General features: G+C 67.6%; 15 protein-coding genes. 10 read left to right on the forward strand and 5 right to left on the reverse strand.

The annotated features are described in order from the left end of the window. Positions 1-72: 72 nt before the first annotated feature. From AC3A56_RS14285 to AC3A56_RS14295, 3 genes are all read right to left on the reverse strand, one after another. Positions 73-942, reverse strand: a complete 870-nt coding sequence (locus AC3A56_RS14285) for a ParB/RepB/Spo0J family partition protein (protein WP_056714620.1) — start codon at positions 940-942, stop codon at positions 73-75. Positions 943-945: 3 nt separating this feature from the next. Further along, on the reverse strand, positions 946-1,824 hold the full coding sequence (locus AC3A56_RS14290) for a ParA family protein (protein ID WP_056714623.1): 879 nt from the start codon (positions 1,822-1,824) through the stop codon (positions 946-948). A 78-nt stretch (positions 1,825-1,902) separates the two neighbouring features. After that, positions 1,903-2,994 carry an ABC transporter ATP-binding protein gene (locus AC3A56_RS14295; protein WP_487770768.1) on the reverse strand — a complete coding sequence of 364 codons (1,092 nt, stop codon included), beginning with the start codon at positions 2,992-2,994 and terminating at the stop codon, positions 1,903-1,905. 131 nt (positions 2,995-3,125) lie between these two features. On the opposite strand from AC3A56_RS14295, the gene AC3A56_RS14300 reads away from it, so the two are divergent. Further along, entirely contained in the window at positions 3,126-4,481 is a 1,356-nt protein-coding gene (locus AC3A56_RS14300; protein ID WP_487770769.1) for a GH1 family beta-glucosidase, read from the forward strand. 185 nt (positions 4,482-4,666) lie between these two features. Here the strand turns inward: AC3A56_RS14300 and rsmG are convergent, their stop codons facing one another. Next, positions 4,667-5,299, reverse strand: coding sequence for a 16S rRNA (guanine(527)-N(7))-methyltransferase RsmG (gene rsmG, locus AC3A56_RS14305; RefSeq protein ID WP_056714629.1), 633 nt, complete (start codon positions 5,297-5,299; stop codon positions 4,667-4,669). A gap of 151 nt (positions 5,300-5,450) precedes the next feature. Beyond that, positions 5,451-5,906 (reverse strand): SPFH domain-containing protein, encoded by a 456-nt coding sequence (locus AC3A56_RS14310; protein ID WP_056714074.1) that lies wholly within the window; start codon positions 5,904-5,906, stop codon positions 5,451-5,453. 402 nt (positions 5,907-6,308) lie between these two features. Between AC3A56_RS14310 and AC3A56_RS14315 the strand changes: the two genes are divergently transcribed. From AC3A56_RS14315 to AC3A56_RS14355, 9 genes are all read left to right on the forward strand, one after another. Beyond that, the gene (locus tag AC3A56_RS14315; protein ID WP_487770770.1) at positions 6,309-7,319 is read left to right on the forward strand and encodes a LacI family DNA-binding transcriptional regulator; all 1,011 of its coding nucleotides are present in this window, start codon (positions 6,309-6,311) and stop codon (positions 7,317-7,319) included. Between the two features lie 160 nt (positions 7,320-7,479). Next, a complete protein-coding gene (locus tag AC3A56_RS14320; protein ID WP_487770771.1) occupies positions 7,480-10,311 on the forward strand; it encodes a TonB-dependent receptor in 2,832 nt (943 codons plus the stop codon). Positions 10,312-10,439: 128 nt separating this feature from the next. Beyond that, positions 10,440-11,906 carry a glucoamylase family protein gene (locus tag AC3A56_RS14325; protein ID WP_487770772.1) on the forward strand — a complete coding sequence of 489 codons (1,467 nt, stop codon included), beginning with the start codon at positions 10,440-10,442 and terminating at the stop codon, positions 11,904-11,906. Further along, entirely contained in the window at positions 11,903-13,225 is a 1,323-nt protein-coding gene (locus tag AC3A56_RS14330; protein WP_487770773.1) for a sugar ABC transporter substrate-binding protein, read from the forward strand. The genes AC3A56_RS14325 and AC3A56_RS14330 overlap by 4 nt, the downstream gene beginning before the upstream one ends. Beyond that, positions 13,222-14,100 (forward strand): carbohydrate ABC transporter permease, encoded by an 879-nt coding sequence (locus AC3A56_RS14335; RefSeq protein ID WP_487770774.1) that lies wholly within the window; start codon positions 13,222-13,224, stop codon positions 14,098-14,100. The genes AC3A56_RS14330 and AC3A56_RS14335 overlap by 4 nt, the downstream gene beginning before the upstream one ends. Continuing rightward, positions 14,097-14,918 carry a carbohydrate ABC transporter permease gene (locus AC3A56_RS14340; protein WP_487770775.1) on the forward strand — a complete coding sequence of 274 codons (822 nt, stop codon included), beginning with the start codon at positions 14,097-14,099 and terminating at the stop codon, positions 14,916-14,918. The genes AC3A56_RS14335 and AC3A56_RS14340 overlap by 4 nt, the downstream gene beginning before the upstream one ends. Before the next feature lie 2 nt (positions 14,919-14,920). Then, complete coding sequence (locus tag AC3A56_RS14345; RefSeq protein WP_487770776.1) at positions 14,921-17,704, forward strand: discoidin domain-containing protein; 2,784 nt, start codon at positions 14,921-14,923, stop codon at positions 17,702-17,704. Positions 17,705-17,792: 88 nt separating this feature from the next. Next, positions 17,793-18,203: a GntR family transcriptional regulator gene (locus tag AC3A56_RS14350; protein ID WP_056714051.1), complete on the forward strand. Its 411-nt coding sequence runs from the start codon at positions 17,793-17,795 to the stop codon at positions 18,201-18,203. A 20-nt stretch (positions 18,204-18,223) separates the two neighbouring features. Beyond that, the gene (locus tag AC3A56_RS14355; protein WP_487770777.1) at positions 18,224-19,144 is read left to right on the forward strand and encodes an ABC transporter ATP-binding protein; all 921 of its coding nucleotides are present in this window, start codon (positions 18,224-18,226) and stop codon (positions 19,142-19,144) included. Positions 19,145-19,154 lie beyond the last annotated feature (10 nt).

Consider the following 19,154-nt stretch of genomic DNA (forward strand, 5'->3'; position numbering starts at 1 on the left):
TTGAAAACCAGGATCAAGAGCGACCCCTCCCCGACCCTCCCCTGCTTTGCAGGGGAGGGAGCAGAGCATGCTTCAGCGGATCTTGCCGAGGATGCCGTCGAGCTCGTCGTTGCTGTGATAGTGGATCACCAGCTTGCCGCGGCCGCCGCGGCCCTGGGCCAGCTCGACGCGGGTGGCGAAGCGCTCGCCCAGCTCGCGTTCCAGCGCGCTGATGTTCGGGTCGGTCGCGGGCGCGTTCCTGGCCTTGCCCTTGGGCGCGGTCTGCGCGCGGCGGGCGGCTTCCTCCAGTTCGCGCACCGACCAGCCCAGGGTCGAAGCCTGGCGCGCCAGCGGTACGGCGATGGATTCCTCCAGCGTCAGCAGGCAGCGGGCGTGGCCCATTTCCAGCTTGCCTTCGTCGAGCAGGCGCTTGATCGCCTCGGGCATCTCGGTCAGCCGCAGCATGTTCGACACCGATGCCCGCGAGCGGCCGACCGCATCGGCGGCCTGCTGGTGGGTGAGCTCGAAATCGTCGATCAGCCGCTTCAGCGCGTCGGCTTCTTCCAGCGGGGTGAGGTCCTGGCGCTGGATGTTCTCGATCAGCGCCATCGCCGGCACGGCGGCCTCGGAGACCTGCTTGATCAGCGCGGGAATCTCGCTCATCTGGGCGCGCTGGGCCGCGCGCCAGCGGCGTTCGCCGGCGATCAGCTCGTAGCTGTGCTTGCCCAGCTCGCGCACCACCACCGGCTGGATCAGGCCCTGCGCCTTGATCGACGCGGCCAGTTCATCCAGCGCCTCGTCGTTCCAGTGCCGACGCGGCTGGTACTTGCCGGCCTGGATCTGCTGGATCGGCAGCATGCGCAGCTCGCCTTCCTGCGCCAGTACCGACGGTGCGGCATCGCCGTCGCCGCCGAGCAGGGCGTCGAGCCCGCGTCCCAATCCACGTTTTTTCGCAGCAGCCATGCCTTATTCCTGATGGTTGGCGGCCGGCGCCTTGAGCACCGGGCCGCTGTCGCCGTGCGCGGATACTGCCGCCGGCGGTTCGATGTCGTCCACCGGATCGACCGGCCCGCTGCGCGGCAGCCCGCGCTCACGTCGGATCACTTCGCCGGCCAGGCCGATGTAGGCGATCGCGCCACGCGAGCTGCGATCGTACAGATGGATCGGCTGGCCGTGGCTGGGCGCCTCGGCCAGGCGCACGTTGCGGGGGATGATCGAACGCAGCACCTTGTCGCCGAAATGCTGGGTGAGCTGGGCCGACACTTCGTTGCCGAGGTTGTTGCGCACGTCGTACATGGTGCGCAGCAAGCCTTCGATCTCCAGCTTCGGGTTCAGCCGGTGGCGCACCGCCTTGACCGTGTCGAGCAGGCTGGAGAGCCCTTCCAGCGCGAAATATTCGCATTGCACCGGGATCAGCACGCCGTCGGCGGCGGTCAGCGCATTCAGGGTCAGCAGGTTCAGCGAGGGCGGGCAGTCGATCAGGATGGTGTGGTAGTTGTCCGTCACCGTGGCCAGCAGTTCCTTCAGCCGATGCTCGCGGGCCAGCGCATCCATCAGCTTCAGCTCGGCGGCGGTGAGGTCGCCATTGCCCGGCAGCAGGTCGTAATGCGCATCGGTGGACACGATCGCGGCGGCCAGCGGCACTTCCTCCAGCAGCACTTCGCATCCGCTGGCCTGGATGTCGCGCTTGTTGACGCCCGAGGCCATGGTGGCATTGCCCTGCGGATCGAGATCGATCAGCAATACCTTGCGCTTCGCCGCGGCCAGCGCCGCGGCGAGGTTGACGGCCGTGGTGGTCTTGCCGACACCGCCTTTCTGGTTGGCGACAGCGATGATGCGGGCCATGGATGGATAGCTACCGTTCGCGAAGGACGGCTAGATTAGCATTGCCGCCGCGGCTTGCCTGCCCAGCCGGCGCCTGGCTCACGCCACGATGCGCCGGCCGCTGTCCGCATCGAACAGGTGCAGCCGCTCGTTCGCCAGGCCCAACGGCACCGCGCTGCCGGGCTCGGGCAGGGCTCGCGGCGCCACGCGGGAGACCAGCGGCTGGCTGCCGTAGCGCAGGTTGAGGAAGACCTCGTTGCCGACCGGCTCGACCACTTCGAGCTGCGCGGTGAGGGCGGCCGCGCCGGACGGCTGCGGCTGCAGGTCCTCCGGGCGGACGCCCAGCACCACCGCACGATCGCGCCACGGCTCCCACGCGGACGCCTGCGGCGGTTCGCCCAGTGCGATGTCGCCCTGCCCGGTGACCAGCTTCCAGCCATCCTGCCGCTGCAGGGTGCCGTGCAGCAGGTTCATCGCCGGGCTGCCCACGAAGCCGGCCACGAACAGGTTGGCCGGCTTGTCATACAGGTTCATCGGCGTGTCGATCTGCTGGATCACGCCGCCATCGAGCACCACGATGCGCTGGCCCAGGGTCATCGCCTCGATCTGGTCGTGGGTGACGTAGACCATGGTGGCCTTGAGCTGGCGATGCAGCCGGGCGATCTCCACCCGCATCGACAGGCGCAGCTTCGCGTCGAGATTGGACAGCGGCTCGTCCAGCAGGAACACCTTGGGATCGCGCACCAGCGCCCGGCCCAGCGCCACGCGTTGGCGCTGGCCGCCGGACAGCGCGCCGGGGCGCGAGGCCAGCCGGCTTTCCAGCTCCAGCGTCTTCGCCGCCGCCGCCACGCGGCCGTCGATGTCAGTCTGCCTGTGGCCGCGCAGTTTCAGGCCGAAGCCCAGGTTCTCGGCCACCGTCATGTGCGGATACAGCGCGTAGTTCTGGAACACCATCGCGATGTCGCGATCCTTGGGCGCGACGTCGTTGACCACGCGGCCGTCGATCGCCAGGGTGCCGTCGCTGATCGTTTCCAGGCCGGCGATCATCCTGAGCAGGGTGGTCTTGCCGCAGCCGGACGGCCCCACCAGCACCAGCAGTTCGCCGTCGGCGATCTCGAAACTGGCGCCCGCCACGCCGACGTGGCCGTTGGGATAGACCTTGCGCAGCTGGTCCAGTTGTACGGCGGCCATCGGCATCTCCGGTGCGGGTGGCCACGATGGCCGCCCCGACGAAGCATGCGCTGGTCTGCACATCGGCGGGGCATTCGGCTATTCTGCCCATGTAATCGTTTACATCAAGCACTTTGATTGCAGGAACCCCGATGACAAGCCCCAGTTTCCGCTTTCCCGACGGCTTCCACTGGGGTGCCGCCACGTCGGCCTACCAGATCGAGGGTTCGCCGCTGGCCGATGGCGCCGGCCCCAGCATCTGGCAGCGCTTCGCCCACACGCCGGGGATGATGGTGAACGGCGACACCGGCGACGTCGCCTGCGACCACTACCGCCGCTACAAGGGCGACGTGCAGCTGATGAAGGCGCTGGGCCTCAAGGGCTACCGCTTCAGCATCAACTGGGCGCGGGTGCTGCCCGAGGGCACCGGCCGGGTCAATCCGCAGGGGCTGGATTTCTACTCGCGGCTGGTCGACGAACTGCTGGAAAACGGCATCGTGCCGAACGCCACGCTGTTCCACTGGGACCTGCCGGCGGCGCTGGACGACCGCGGCGGCTGGCTCAACCGCGACATCGCGCACTGGTTCGCCGAGTACGCCGAAGTGATGTTCAAGGCGCTGGACGACCGCGTGCCGCGCTGGGCCACGCTCAACGAACCCTGGGTGGTCACCGACGGCGGCTACCTGCACGGTGCACTGGCACCGGGCCACCGCAACAAGTACGAAGCGCCGATCGCCACGCACAACCTGATGCGCGCCAGCGGCGCCGGCATCCAGGCCTATCGCGCCCATGGCAGGCACGAGATCGGCGTGGTGTTCAACATCGAGCCGAAATACCCGCACAGCGACAGCGCCGAGGATCTGGCCGCCACCCGCCGCGCGCATGCCTACATGAACGAGCAGTTCGCCGACCCCGCCCTGCTGGGCCGTTATCCGCCCGAGCTGAAGGAGATCTTCGGCGACGCCTGGCCGGACTTTCCCGAAGACGATTTCAAGCTGACGAACCAGAAGGTCGACTTCGTCGGCATCAACTACTACACCCGCGCCGTGGTGAAGCACGACGCGAACGCCTACCCGCTGAAGGCGGTGCCGGTGCGCCAGCCGAACAAGACCTATACCGAGACCGGCTGGGAGGTGTTCGAGCAGGGCCTGACCGACACGCTGACCTGGTTCAAGGATCGCTACGGCGACATCCCGCTGTACATCACCGAGAACGGTTCCGCGTTCTACGACCCGCCGGTGGCCGAGAACGGCGAGCTGGACGACCCGCTGCGCACGAACTACCTGCGCAAGCACCTCAAGGCGCTGCACAAGGCGATCGGGGCCGGGGTGAACCTCAAGGGCTACTACGCGTGGTCGCTGCTGGACAACCTCGAATGGTCGCTGGGTTTCTCCAAACGCTTCGGGCTCTACCACGTCGACTTCGCCACCCAGCAGCGCACGCCCAAGGCCACCGCGAAACTGTATGCCCGGGTGATCGAGAGCAACGGCGCCGTGCTGGACGACTGACCCATCGGAAGCTTTCGCTTCCCCTGCCCCGCAGGGGAAGCTGCCCGAAGGGCTGATGGGGTAGTGCTTTTGCTTTTCGCTGCTCGGAGCGTGGCTGCGCCGCGCGCACCCCCATCCGCCCTTCGGGCACCTTCCCCCGCATGCGGGGGAAGGGATCGGCGGACTGGTCGCGGGGGTGGTTTCGGTTAGGCGCCGCGGGCCAGCACCAGCAAGTGGCGTTCGGCCGGCAGGCCCGGCACCGTCAACTCGTGCGTGCCGCGCAGCGCGAAACCCGGCGGAATGCCCGGCAACTCGTCATCCGGCAGCTTGCCCTTCATCGCCAGCCAGATCCCGTCGGGGGCCAGCAGATGACCGCCCCAGCCCAGCATGTCGGCGAGGCTGGCAAAGGCCCGCGCGGTGACGCAGTCGAACTGGCCTTCGACGTCCTCAACCCGCGACTGTTCGGCGCGCACGCCTTCCAGTTTCAGCGAACGGATCGCCTCGCGCAGGAAGCGCACCTTCTTGCCGTTCGAATCCACCAGCAGGATCTGCCGACCGGGGGCGGCAATCGCCAGCACGATGCCGGGCAGGCCCGGACCGGTGCCGAGATCGGCCAGGGTCTGGCCCTGCACGTACGGCAGGATCGCCAGCGAATCGAGCAGGTGGCGGGTGATCATCTCGTCCGGATCGCGCACCGCGGTGAGGTTGTACGCCGCGTTCCAGCGCTGCAGCAAGGCCTGGTAATCCAGCAGGCGCGGCACCGCCTCGGGCGGCAACGACAGGCCAAGCGTGGCGATGCCTTGTTCGAGTCGTGCCTGCAGGGCGTCGCGGCTGGTCATCGGTTCACTCGTCACATGGGGCCGCAAAGTATCGGCGGCCGCTGCCGCGCTTGCCAGCCCCGCCAAAAGAAAAACCCGCCGTGGCGGGTTCAATACCTGCAAATCCCCTGCGGCGCGGGCGTTCTGGGACGCCCTGGCGCGACCCCTTGATTCAGGCGGCGTCCAATTCGACCCGCGTCACCATCATGCCGCGCTCGCGCAGCGCGCTGTTCAAGGACTGTTTCATCCGGGCGCCAAGGTCGCGCCGATCGGCGCCAGCAGCGACGGGCTCGTTGCGCAGCGCTTCACGGGCGCCGCGACGAATCAGCTGGTCGACCTGTTCGAATACCGCGTCCGCCCGCTCCGGCTCCAGCACCTGCCAGTACACGGTGCCGCGTACCTCGCCGGCATCCTCCTGCGACGCATCCAGCCGCAGCGTCTGCCCGGCCAGGTTGATCTTGTGAGCCACCCGGTCAAGCAACGGCAACACCAGATGCGTTCCCTGCTGCAGCACCCGCACCAGCTTGCCGCGGCGATACAGGCTGTAGACCTGACCGGCCGGCACATGACGCACGGCGCTGGCGATCAGCGCGGTGGAGACAAGCAGCAAGGTGAGAGCAGCAGTCATCATGGTCTTGAAAAACAGCAGGTTGCCTATCGTTTGTTGAGTAACCGCGATAACTTGAGGATACAGTTGCCTGAGTCCACAAAGATTAACCTTCATTTAACGGCGAAACTGAAAATTTAACAAGTAGTCAGACGAGGGCGGCGAATGACTCCGGTCACAGAACCGCCAAGTCACTGGATGTCATGCCTGAATCGTGCCAAATCGAGGGCTGCTGCAGCGCCGCAGCGGGAATCCGGTCGATGCGGGCCAGCATCAGGGAATCTGCCGGCGGCAGCGCGCGGCGATCGACGGTGACTGCCGCAGCGCAGCAGAGGTATCGTTTTACAAGCGCTTTACAATCCGCCATGAAAACGTTTACGTTGGCGCCGCAATGCGGTTCCCTGTTCGCGGATCGGGTCACCAATGCCAGCAGCAACCATCAAAGACGTGGCGCGCGAGGCCGGTGTATCGGTGGCCTCGGTGTCGCGCGCGCTGAATGGCGGCCGTGGCGTCACCGCCGAGACCGGCCGGCGCATTCTCGAGGCGGCCCAGCGCCTGCGCTACGTGCCGCATGCCGCCGCCCGCATGCTGATTACCCGGCGCACCAACACGGTAGGCGCCCTGCTGCCCGACCTGTACGGCGAGTTCTTTTCCGAGCTGATCCGCGGCATCGACCTGGCGGCGCGGGCGCGCGGCCTGCACCTGCTGGTCTCCAGCTCGCACGATGACGCGGAAGCGGCGGCCGCCGCCCTGCGCGCGATGCAGGGGCGGGTCGACGGCCTGCTGCTGATGTCGCCCCACGCCGATGCTGACTTCCTGCGGCAGAACCTGCCGCAGAATCTTCCCACTGTGCTGATCAACACCCGGCTGTCCGGCACCGACTACTGCGCCCTGTCGGTGGACAACGACGGCGGTGCGCGGCTGATGGTCGAACACCTGCTGTCGCTGGGTCGCCGGCGCATCGTGTTCATCCAGGGCCCACCGGGCAACCGCGATGCCACCCAGCGCGAGCTCGGCTATCGCGAATCGCTGGCCAGCCATGCACCGGACAGTCCGGTGATGATGCTGCGCGGGGACTTCAGCGAAGAATCCGGGTATCGCGCCGGCCAGCAGGTGCTGGCGATGCGGCCACGGCCGGATGCGGTGTTCGCCGCCAACGACATGATGGCGATCGGCTGCCTGGCGGCCCTGCGCGAGGCGGGCCTGCGCATCCCGCAGGACATCGCCGTGGGCGGCTTCGACGACGTGCCGATGGCGCGCTACGTGACGCCGCCGCTGACCACGATCCAGGTGCACATCGCGGAACTCGGCGGGCAGGCGATGGCCCTGCTGGGCGAACAGCTCGACCACCCGGACGACGTGCGCGCGGGCAGCCGGCGCCGGGTCGGCGCCGAGCTGGTGGTGCGGGCATCCAGCGCCGCGCCATCGGGCTGAAACGCATCGAGATACCGGCGCCGGATCGCGCCGGAAGAAACCGCACCGGGCACCGGTCGGTGCACTCCAGGCGGGCCACGATAGGGGTCCGCAGACAATGGCACGGCAACGACGGAAGAGCGTTCCACCACCTTGCAACGATTACGGGAGAGGGTCAGTCATGGTCAATCAACGTACGTTATCCAGGCACATCTCGCTGGCACTCGCCGGCCTGCTGGTCACCGCATTCGCGCTGCCGGGCGCGCACGCCCAGACCAGCACGGCGATCCTGCGCGGGCACGTCAGCGCACCGCAGGGCGCGATGCCCACCCAGGTGGTGGCCACCAATACCGCCAACGGCTTCGTCAGCAAGGCGAAGGTCGGTGCGGACGGCAACTACACCCTGGCCGGACTGAGCCCGGGCAGCTACACCATCGTGGCCAGCGGCAACGGCAGCAGCGCCAGCCGCACCGTCACGGTACAGGTCGGCCAGGCGCTGAACCTCAACCTGGACGCCGGCGCCGCCGCGGCCGGACCCAGCACCAGCAATGCCACCGAGCTGCAGGGCGTCTCGGTGAACGCCACCACCCTGGTCGAGACGCGCACTTCGGAAGTGGCCACCAACATCAGCCAGAAGCAGATCCAGCAACTGCCCCAGAACGAGCGCAACTTCCTGGATTTCGCCAAGCTGGTGCCGGGCGTGACCACCTCGCGCGACCCCAACTCGAAAAGCTTTTCGTCGGGCGGTCAATCGGCCGAAAATGTAAACGTTTTCATCGACGGCGCCAGCCTGAAGAACAACGTGCTCAAGGGCGGCATCGCCGGCCAGGACTCCACCCGCGGCAACCCGTTCTCGCAGGAAGCGGTGCAGGAATTCCGCGTACTCACCAACAACTACAAGGCCGAGTACGAGCAGGCCGGCACCGCAATCATCACCGCGGTGACCAAGTCGGGCACCAACGAATTCCACGGTTCGGTCTACGACTACTTCCAGAACACGTCGATGATCGCGCAGAACTCGTTCGACAAGAAAAACCACGTCAAGAAGCCCGAGTACAAGCGTGAACAACGCGGCTTCACCCTGGGCGGACCGATCATCAAGGACGTGGCGCAGTTCTTCATCAACTACGAGGAACGCAAGGACACCGCCAACAACACGGTGCAGATCAACGACTCGCGCTTCGCCCAGTACAACGGCACGTTCTCGGCGCCGTTCAACGAGAAGACCTTCTTCGGCAAGTTGAGCTGGCAGCCGAACCACGACAACAACGTCGACCTCAGCCTGACCACGCGCCGCGACAGCGAACAGCTCGGCTTCGGTGGCACCACCGCCTACAGCGCGCGCAGCAACCGCAAGAACAACGTCGACGACCTGCTGCTGAAATGGCAGAAGCGCGGCGACAGCTACACCAATGACCTGCTGCTGGATGCGGGCACGGCGAAATGGCACCCGACCTCGGCCGAGTCCGGCACGGTGCGGGCCATCTACGATCCCGGCATCGCGGTGATCGGCGCCGGCGGCGACCTGCAGGACAAGGGCCAGAACCAGCGTACCTTCCGCGACGACTTCACCTGGTTCGGCCTGCCCGACCACACGATCAAGGCGGGCATCAAGTATGCCGCGTACGGCATCACGCTGGAGCAGAACAGCGCCACCGTGCCGACCTACTACTTCCAGGAAGGCGCGGACTATCCCGGTGGTTTCAACTCGCCGTACAAGGCGGTGTACGCGCCCAACGGGGCCAGCGCCAACCTGCACACCAACCAGCTCGGCCTGTACGTGCAGGATGACTGGGACATCACCGAACGCCTGCAGCTGAACCTGGGCATCCGCTGGGATTACGAGACCAACGCGCTGAACAAGGACTACGTGACGCCAGCCGAGCAGATTCCCACGCTGGAATACCTGGGCCTGCAGAACTACATCAGCAACGGCCACAACCGCGACGGCTACAAGGGGGCGATCCAGCCCCGGCTGGGCTTCTCGCTGGATGTCAGCAAGGACGGCGACCAGAGCACCACGATCTTCGGCGGCGCCGGCCGCTACTACGACCGCACGCCGTTCGACTGGATCAGCCAGGAGGAATTGCACTCGCTGGTGCCGAACTACACCTTCCTGTTCAGCCCCGGCGGTGTCACCCCTGGCACCATCGCATGGGACCCGAGCTACCTGACGCCGGCCGGCCTCAACGGTCTGCTGGCATCCGGCTCGGCCGGTTTCAGTTCCGAAATCGACGTGATCAACAACAACACCAAACCGCCGCATACCGACCAGTTCAGCCTGGGCGTGCGTCAGGTGATGGGTGACTGGACCGCCTCGCTGACACTGGCCCGCGTGCTGGGCTACGACCAGTTCACCTGGGTGTGGAACCGCCTGCCCGAACCGGGTTTCGTGCGTGACCAGATGCCGGGCAGCCCCTACGGCAACGTGCTGCACAACACCGACAAGAAGACCCAGTCCAGCAGCGTGCTGGTCAGCATCGACAAGCCGTACACCGAGGCCTCCGGCTGGGGTGTGGGCCTGGCCTACACCTACCAGCGCGCGCGCCAGCAAGGCGGCGACAACTACTCGCTGGACTATGTCGATCCGGCGGGCTACTTCGCCGACAACGTGGGCGAGAAACAGCACCTGGTGCTCAACGGCATCGTGCGCGGCCCGTGGGACACCCGCCTGACCGGCATCTTCACCTACGGCTCGGGCCTGCCCTGGGACTACTTCGCCAACGTGCCGGGCTGCGACTACAACTGCATCTTCTACAAGAACGGCAAGTACGGCCAGAAGTACCTCAACCTCGACCTGTCGATCGCCAAGGAATTCCGCTGGGGCGAAAGCCAGGCGCTGGAGCTGCGCTTCGACGTGATGAACGTGTTCAACCGCGACGTCGACAACGGCTACATCAACAACCAGTACAACTGGGGCACGCTGAACCCGAACCCGGACTTCGGCCGCGCCACCAGTGCCGACCCGAACCAGACCCGCCGCTTCCAGATCGGCGCCCGCTACACGTTCTGATCCACCCGCGGCAAGGCAGTACCGATTCATCCGTCCGCTTCGTGATAACGGACGTCTGGACGTCCACCTGAACCTGCGCTCCCCCGCGGGTCCAGGTGGCGTCGCTCACAAAGTACGGCAGACCGATCATGACGTTTCCCCACCGGCCCGCATGGCTTGCCTCCCTTCTGCTCGGCCTGGCCCTGGTGCTGGCAGCTCCCGCCAGCCCGGCCTGGCAGGCCCGGCCCGACCCCGCTCCCGCCACAACCGCCAGCACGCCCGAAGTACCGGCGCTGGTCAACGACCTCGAACAGCGCACCTTCCGGTTCTTCTGGGACAGCGCGGACCCGGCCAATGGCCTGGTGCCCGACCACTATCCGGGCGAATCGTTCTCCAGCATCGCCGCGGTCGGCTTCGGCCTGACCGCCTACGGCGTGGGCGTGGAGCGCGGCTACATCACCCGTGAACAGGCGGTGGAGCGCACGCTCGCCACGCTGCGCTTCTTCGACACTGCGCCGCAGGGCGACAGCGAGGACGACGACAGCGGCTACCACGGTTTCTTCTATCACTTCCTCGACATGAAGAGCGGCCGGCGCTTCGCCCGCTGGACCGAGGTGTCCACAGTCGACACCTCGCTGCTGCTGGGCGGCGTGCTGTTCGCGCAGTCGTACTACGATCGCGACACGCCGGCCGAGCAGGAAATCCGCACGCTGGCCGACCGCATCTACCGGCGGGTCGACTGGCCCTGGGCACAGGTGCGCGCGCCGCTGATCAGCATGGGCTGGACGCCGGGCGGCAAGTTCATCCCGCACGACTGGGAAGGCTACAACGAGGCGATGCTGGTCTACGTGCTGGCGCTGGGCTCGCCCACGCATCCGGTGGACGCCGACGCCTGGACGGCATGGACCCGCACCTACGACCGCAGCTGGGGCAGCTTCCACGGCGAGCAACTGCTGAACTTCGGCCCGTTGTTCGGCCATCAGTACAGCCATGTGTGGATCGACTTCCGCGGCATTCGCGATGCCTGGAACCGCCAGCACGACCTCGACTATTTCGAGAACAGCCGCCGCGCGGTGATCGCCCAGAGGAACTACGCGATCGCCAACCCGGGCGGCTGGACCGGCTACGGCCCGAACATGTGGGGGCTCACCGCCAGCAACGGTCCCGGCGGCATCGTCATGGACGGCAAGAGCAAGCGCCAGTTCTACGGCTACACGGCGCGGGGCGCCGGACTGGGCTACCTGGTCGACGACGGCACCCTCGTGCCCACCGCGGTCGCCGGCTCGATCGCGTTCGCGCCCGAGCTGGTGATTCCCGCGCTGGAGGAGATGAAGCGCCGCTACGGCAGCGCGATCTACAACCGGCACGGCTTTGTCGACGCCTTCAATCCCAGCTTCCACGTGCATACGGAGTTGCGCACGGGCAAAGTGCTGCCGATGGGCTGGGTCGACAGCGAGCAGCTGGGCATCGACCAGGGGCCGATCGTGCTGATGATCGAGAACTGGCGCAGCGACTTCGTCTGGAACGTGATGAAGAAGAACCCGTACATCCGCAAGGGACTTCAGCGCGCCGGCTTCGAAGGCGGCTGGCTGGCCGCCGAGGCGTCGAAAAAATGAGCTGCCGTGCGCGCCCGTGGCGGCACGCATGGCTGGTGGCGATCGCCTGCAGCGCCCTGCTGGGCAGTTGCACGCAAGCGCCGGACAACCACGAACTCACGTTCTGGACGATCGGCCGCGAAGGCGAAGCCATCGTCAAATTGCTGCCCGCGTTCGAGCGCGCCCACCCGGACATCCGGGTCAAGGTGCAGCAGCTGCCGCTGACCGCCGCGCACCAGAAGCTGCTTACCGCCTTTGCCGGCGATTCCACCCCGGACCTCAGCCAGCTCGGCAACACCTGGCTGCCCGAGCTGGCCGCATTGCACGCGCTGGAGCCCTTGCAGGCGCGGGTCGACCGTTCGCGGGTGATCCAGCCGCGCGACTACTTCGCCAGCATCTGGGCCACCAACGTGATCGACGGCACGCTGTACGGCGTGCCGTGGTACGTCGACACGCGGCTGCTGTTCTATCGCCGCGACCTGTTGCAGGCCGCCGGTTTCGACGCACCGCCGCGCAGCTGGGCCGAGTGGCGGCAACAGCTTGCTGCATTGAGCGATCCCGCCCGTCACCGCTACGGCATCCTCTTGCCGACCAACGAGTACGAGCAGCTGATGTCGCTGGCGCTGCAGCAGGACTACGGCCCGCATCCCGGCGACGGGCTGCTGCGCGACGGCGGCCGCTACGGCAATTTCGAAAGCGCGGGCTTCAGGCGGGCGCTGGCGTTCTACGTCGACACCTTTCGGCTGCGCCAGGCGCCGGCGATCACCAATGTCGAAGCGGGCAATCCGTGGACCGAGTTCGGCCGCGGCGTGTATGCGTTCTACCTGTCCGGCCCGTGGAACATCGGCGAATTCCGCGCGCGCCTGCCGGCAGCTCAGCAGGACGACTGGGCCACCGCGCCCCTGCCCGGACCGACCGGCCCCGGCATCGGCGTGGCCGGCGGTTCCAGCCTGGTGATCTTCCGTCGCTCGCGGCACAAGGACGCGGCGTGGCAGCTGATCGAGTACTTGTCGCAGCCCGCGGTGCAGCGGCAGTTCTACGACCTGCTCGGCGACATGCCGCCCCGGCGCAGCTCGTGGGAGGGCGGCGCCCTGCATGACGACCCCAAGGCGCGCGCGTTCCGCCAGCAGCTGGAACAGGTGCGGCCCGCGCCGGCCGTGCCGGAGTGGGAGCGCATCGCCAACGAGATGCAGCTGGTCGCCGCCGAGGCGATCGCCGGCCGGTTGAGCATCGACCAGGCCGCCGCCGAGATGGATCGCCGCGCCGATGCGATCCTGGCCAAACGGCGCTGGGTGCTCGACCACGCTCATCCTGACCAGCTCCGTGGGCACACGCCATGAACCCGCAACGCACGGCCTGGCTGTTCCTCGCCCCGGCGCTGCTGGTGCTGGGCGTGTTCTTCCTGCTGCCGGTGCTGGCCGCGCTGCTGCTCAGCCTCACCGACTACGACCTCTACGCGCTGGCCGACATCCGCAACCTGCGTTTCGTGGCGCTTGGCAATTACTGGGAACTGCTGCAGCGGCCGCTGTTCTGGTCGGCGCTGGGACACACGTTGTACTTCGTGGCGGTGGGCGTGCCGTTGTCGATGGGCGCCTCGCTGGGCGCGGCGATGCTGCTGAACTCGCCGCTGACGCGCTGCAAGCCGTTCTTCCGCACCGCGCTGTTCGCGCCGGTGGTGACCACGGTGGTAGCCACCGCGGTGATCTGGCGCTACCTGTTCAACACCAAATACGGCATGGCGAATTATGTGCTGGGACTGGTCGGCATCCATCCGGTGGACTGGCTGGGCGATCCGCACTGGGCGATGCCCACGATCATCGCGTTCGCGGTGTGGAAGAACTTCGGCTACAACATGATCATCTTCCTGGCCGGCCTGCAGGCGATCCCGCCAGACCTGTACGAAGCCGCCCGCATCGACGGCGCCTCGCCCTGGCGGCAGTTCCGCCACATCACCCTGCCGATGCTCAAACCCACCATGCTGATGGTGGGCATCCTCACCGTGTCGGGCTACTTCCAGCTGTTCGCCGAACCCTACGTGATGACCGAGGGCGGCCCGCTGCAAAGCACGGTCAGCGTGCTGTACCTGATGTACGACGAAGGCTTCAAGTGGTGGAACCTCGGCTCCGCCTCGGCGGTGGCGTTCCTGCTGTTCCTGATCATGTTCGCGGTGACCGTGCTGATGCTGAAGCTGTCCCGACGCGGAGAGCAGGCATGAATCCGCGGCTGGCCAGGGCGCTGGTCAACGGCCTGCTGATCGGCGTGGCGGCGGTGGCGCTGTTCCCGCTGCTGTGGATGCTGTCGGTGTCGTTCATGGCGCCGGGCGCGGCCAGCGCGCTGCCGCCGCCGCTGCTGCCGCGCCATGCCAGCTGGGACAACTACCGCGAATTGTTCGTGCACGCCGGCATGGGCCGCTACCTGCTCAACAGCCTGCTGGTGGCCGGCACCATCACCGTGCTGTCGCTGGCCTGCAACCTGCTGGCCGGCTACGCTTTCGCCAAGCTGCGCTTCGCCGGGCGCGAGCGGCTGTTCCAGGCCCTGCTGGGCGCACTGGTGATCCCCGCCCAGGTGGCCATGCTGCCGCTGTTCCTGCTGCTGAAGTACATCGGGCTGGTGAACAGCTACGCCGGCGTGGTGGTGCCCGCGCTGGCCACCGTGTTCGGCATCTTCCTGGTGCGCCAGTATGCGCGCGGCATCCCCGACGAACTGCTGGAAGCGGCGCGGATCGACGGCGCCGGCGAGTGGCGGATCTTCGCGCAGATCGTGCTGCCGCTGCTGAAGCCGATCATCGTCACGCTGGCCATCTTCACCTTCCTCGCCGCGTGGAACGACTTCATGTGGCCGCTGATCGTGCTGACCGGGCAGGACCACTACACCTTGCCGATCGGCCTGGCCTCGCTGGCGCGCGAACACTCGCAGGACAGCGAACTGATGATGGCCGGATCGGTGGTCACCGTGCTGCCGGTACTGCTGCTGTTCCTGTCCCTGCAGCGCTACTACCTCGAAGGCCTGCTGCTGGGCGGCGTGAAGGGCTGACGATGCGTCGCTACCTTCCCGTGCTGCTTGCCCTGCTCGCGATCAACCACTTCGCACATGCCGAAGCGGCGTCACGAACCCTCGACGACTTCACCCAGCCGAACGCCTGGCAAGCCATCGCCACCGACGACATCGGCGCATCCCTGCGCCCGGCCAGCGGGCCGCACGGCAAGGCGATCTGCCTGGACTTCGACTTCAACGGCGTGTCCGGCGGGCCGAGCCTGCGTCGCACACTGCCGATCACTTTTCCCGACAACTACGCGCTGTCGTTCGACGTGCGGGGCAACATGCCGCCGAACGACCTGCAACTGAAACTGATCGACGCCAGCGGCGACAACGTGTGGTGGTATCGACAAGAGAACTTCCGGCCGACCGATACGTGGCAGACAATCACCGCCAGCAGGCGCGACATCGTTTCCGCCTGGGGTCCGGCACAGGACCGCACGCTGCGCCACACGCAGACGCTGGAATTCACCCTGTATGCCGGGCAGGGCGGTCGCGGCGAATTCTGCGTCGGCAATCTCCGCCTGACGCCGTTGCCGCCCGCGCCCGTCGACGAGCCCGCGCCGGCCAGCCTCACCCCGAATGCCCGGCTGATGCAGCAAGCGCGCAGCGCACCCCGCGGCATCTATCCCCGCGGCTTCACCGGCGAGCAGAGCTACTGGACCCTGGTCGGCGTGGACGGTGGCGCCAAGCAGTCGGCGCTGCTCTCCGAGGACGGCGCGGTGGAGGTGCGCAAGGGCGGCTGGTCGATCGAGCCGATGCTGCTGGACGGCGACACGCTGATCGACTGGGCCACGGTGAAAGCCACGCAAAGCCTGCAGGACGGCTACCTGCCGATCCCCACCGTGCACTGGCAGGCCGACGACCTGCGGCTGGACACCACGGCCTTCGCCAACGGCACGTCGGCTCGCTCGAACCTGCTGCTGCAATACCGCCTGCACAACGACGGCGCGCAACCGCGCGTGCTGACGCTGGCCCTGCTGTTGCGACCGTTCCAGGTCAATCCGCCCACCCAGTTCCTCAACACGCCCGGCGGCATCAGCCCGATCCGCGACCTCGAGCGGGATGGCCATGGCGTGCAGGTCAATCGGGCGCTGCGCGTCGTACCGCTGCAGGCGCCCACCGCGTTTGTCGGCAACCGCCATGGCGAGCTCACCTTGCCACAGCGGCTGGCCCGCGGCGAGCGGCCGCGCATCACCGCGCTGCACGACGACAGCGGCTACGCCCAAGGCGCGCTGCTGTATCGGCTGACCGTGCCGGCTCACTCGGCCGTGACGCTGGGCCTGGTGGTGCCTTCGGGTGCGTCTTCGTTCGCCCCTCCCGCCGACGCCATGCGCTGGCTGCAGCAACAGCGCGACGAGGTGGCGGCCGCATGGCGCGAAAAGCTCGATCGCGTGACCCTGCAATTGCCGGCTGCCCAACAGGCGCTGGTCGACACCGCGCGCAGCGCGCAGGCCCAGATGCTGATTTCGCGCGATGGCCCGGCGCTGCAGCCGGGCACGCGATCCTACGCGCGCACGTGGATTCGCGACGGCGCGATGATGAGCGAGGCGCTGCTGCGCAGCGGCCACGCCGACGTCGTGGGCGCGTTCGTGCAGTGGTATGCACCGCACCAGTTCGCCACCGGCAAGGTGCCGTGCTGCGTCGATGCGCGCGGTTCCGACCCGGTGGTGGAGAACGACAGTCCCGGCGAACTGCTGTTCGCGATCGCCGAATGGTGGCGCTACGGCCACGACCGTGCCGGTCTGCAGCGGCTATGGCCGCACGTGGAACGCACGGTGGCCTACATGGATCAGCTGCGCGCCAGCGAGCGCACCCCGACGCAGCAGGGCAGCTCGCGCTACGGCCTGATGCCGGCCTCGATCAGCCACGAAGGCTACTCGGCCAAGCCGATGCATTCGTACTGGGACGACTTCTGGGCGCTGCGCGGCTACGACGATGCGGTCGAGCTGGCGCGCGCCCTGGGCAGGCACGACGAGGCGATCCGCTACGCCGCCTCGCGCGATGCCTTCCGCGCCGACCTGCAGGCCTCGATCCTGGCGGCGGTGCACGAACACCGCATCGACTTCATTCCCGGCGCGGCCGAGCTGGGCGACTTCGACGCCACCTCCACCACCATCGCGTTGTCGCCAGGCGGCGCGCAGGACTGGCTGCCGCCAGCGCTGCTGCAGCAGACCTTCGAGCGCTACTGGCAGGGCTTCATCGCGCGCCGCGACGGCGACAAGCCATGGGATGACTACACCCCGTACGAGTGGCGCAACGTGGCGGCCTTCGTCCGGCTGGGCTGGCGCCAGCGGGTGCCGGCGCTGCTCGATTTCTTCATGGCCGACCGCCGACCCGCGGGGTGGAACCAGTGGGCCGAAGTGGTGGGTCGCGACGCACGCGAGCCGCGCTTTGTCGGCGACATGCCGCATGCGTGGATCGCCTCGGACTTCCTGCGCTCGCTGTACGACCTGTTTGCGTGGGAGCGCCGCAGCGACCAGGCGCTGGTGCTGGCCGACGGCATGCCGGTGGACTGGCTGCGCGGCGAAGGCATCGGCATCGAGCACCTGCACACGCCCTACGGCGAGCTGAGTTATCGCCTGCGCGAACACGACGGGCGGCTGGAGCTGTCGCTGCCGGCCGGCAACGCGATGCCGCCCGGCGGCCTGGTGCTGCGCTGGCCGTACGCCGGCCAGCCCGGCGGCACGGCGCGGCTGAATGGTGCGCCGGTGGCGTGGCGGCACGGCGAGATCGTCGTCCGCTCGCTGCCCGCCACGGTGCAGATCGACCCCGCCCGCTAATCCCGACGGCGAAAACCGCTTGACCGCGACGTCGCTCCTACTGTACTAATGCACACAGTACACAAGGTACAGCCAAGCGGAGATCCTGATGGCCCGAACCCAAGCCCTGCTGATCCAGATCGCCACCGGCGATCCGCGGCCGATCAGCAAGCAGATCGTCGACGGCGTGCGCATGAAGATCGCCACCGGCGAACTCGCGGTCGGCGCGCAGCTGCCCAGCGTGCGCGGACTGGCGCAACAGTTGACGATCAACCCGAACACCGTGGCCAAGGCCTATGCCGAACTCACCGGCGACGGCTGGCTGGAGTCGCGCCAGGGTCTGGGCCTGTACGTGGCCACGCCGCGCCAGCGGCTGAGCAATGCCGAACGCGACCGCCGCATGGATGACGCCGTGCAGAACTTCGTGCACGAGGTGGCCGCGCTGGACTATCCGCCCGAGCGCGCGCTGAGCCGGCTGGAACGCGCGCTGCGCGTGCTGGCCCCGAAAAAATCCGCCTGACCCGGAGGCGAGAGACGAGCATGACCGAGCCCACGCCTTCCGAGTACGTGATCGAGACCGCAGCGTTGTGCAAGCGCTACGGCAACAAGCTGGCGCTGGACCAGCTGGACCTGCGCATCGCCAGCGGCCGCATCCACGCCATCGTGGGCGCGAACGGCGCGGGCAAGTCCACGCTGTTCCGCATCCTGCTCGGCTTCCTGCCGCCGAGCTCGGGCCAGGCCCGCATCCTCGGTCGCGACAGCCAGCGATTGACACCGACCGACCGCGGCCGCATCGGTTTCGTCAACGAGGAACACACGCTGCCGAACTGGATGCGCGTGGCGGCGGTGACCGCGATGCAGCGCCACCACTACCCGCGCTGGGACCAGCGCGCGTTCGACGAGGTGATCGGCCACTACCACGTGCTGCCGGAGCAGAAGGTCGGCCAGCTGTCGCGCGGCGAGCGCGCCGGTTTCAACCTCGCGCTGACCCTTGCGCAACGGCCGGAGCTACTGGTGCTGGACGAGCCGACCCTGGGGCTGGACGTGGTGGCCAAGCGGGCCTTCCTCGAATCGCTGCTGTATTCGAACGCGGCCGGCCAGTGCACGGTGATCTATTGCTCGCACCAGATGGAAGAGGTCGAACGGGTCGCCGACAACCTGATCATCCTCGAGCGCGGCCGGCTGATGAACATGTCGGCGCCCGACGATTTCTGCGCGCGGGTGACCCACTGGGTGGCGGACATCCCGTTCGCCGGCCCGCCCCCGGCCAGCGTGCCCGGACTGCTGCAGGTACAGCGCATCGACGGCTTGCACCACTACCTGGTGCTGGACCAGGACGAGGACTTCGCCAGTTTCCTGCAAGCCAGCGGCGCGCGTTCGATGCAGAGCATGCCGGTGAGCCTGGACCGTGCGGTCAACGGCTTCCTGGCCAAGAACCACGCCGTACCGACCGCGGCCTGAGCGCCGCCCT

The sequence above is a fragment of the Rhodanobacter sp. Soil_C_14 genome, from assembly GCF_057657335.1.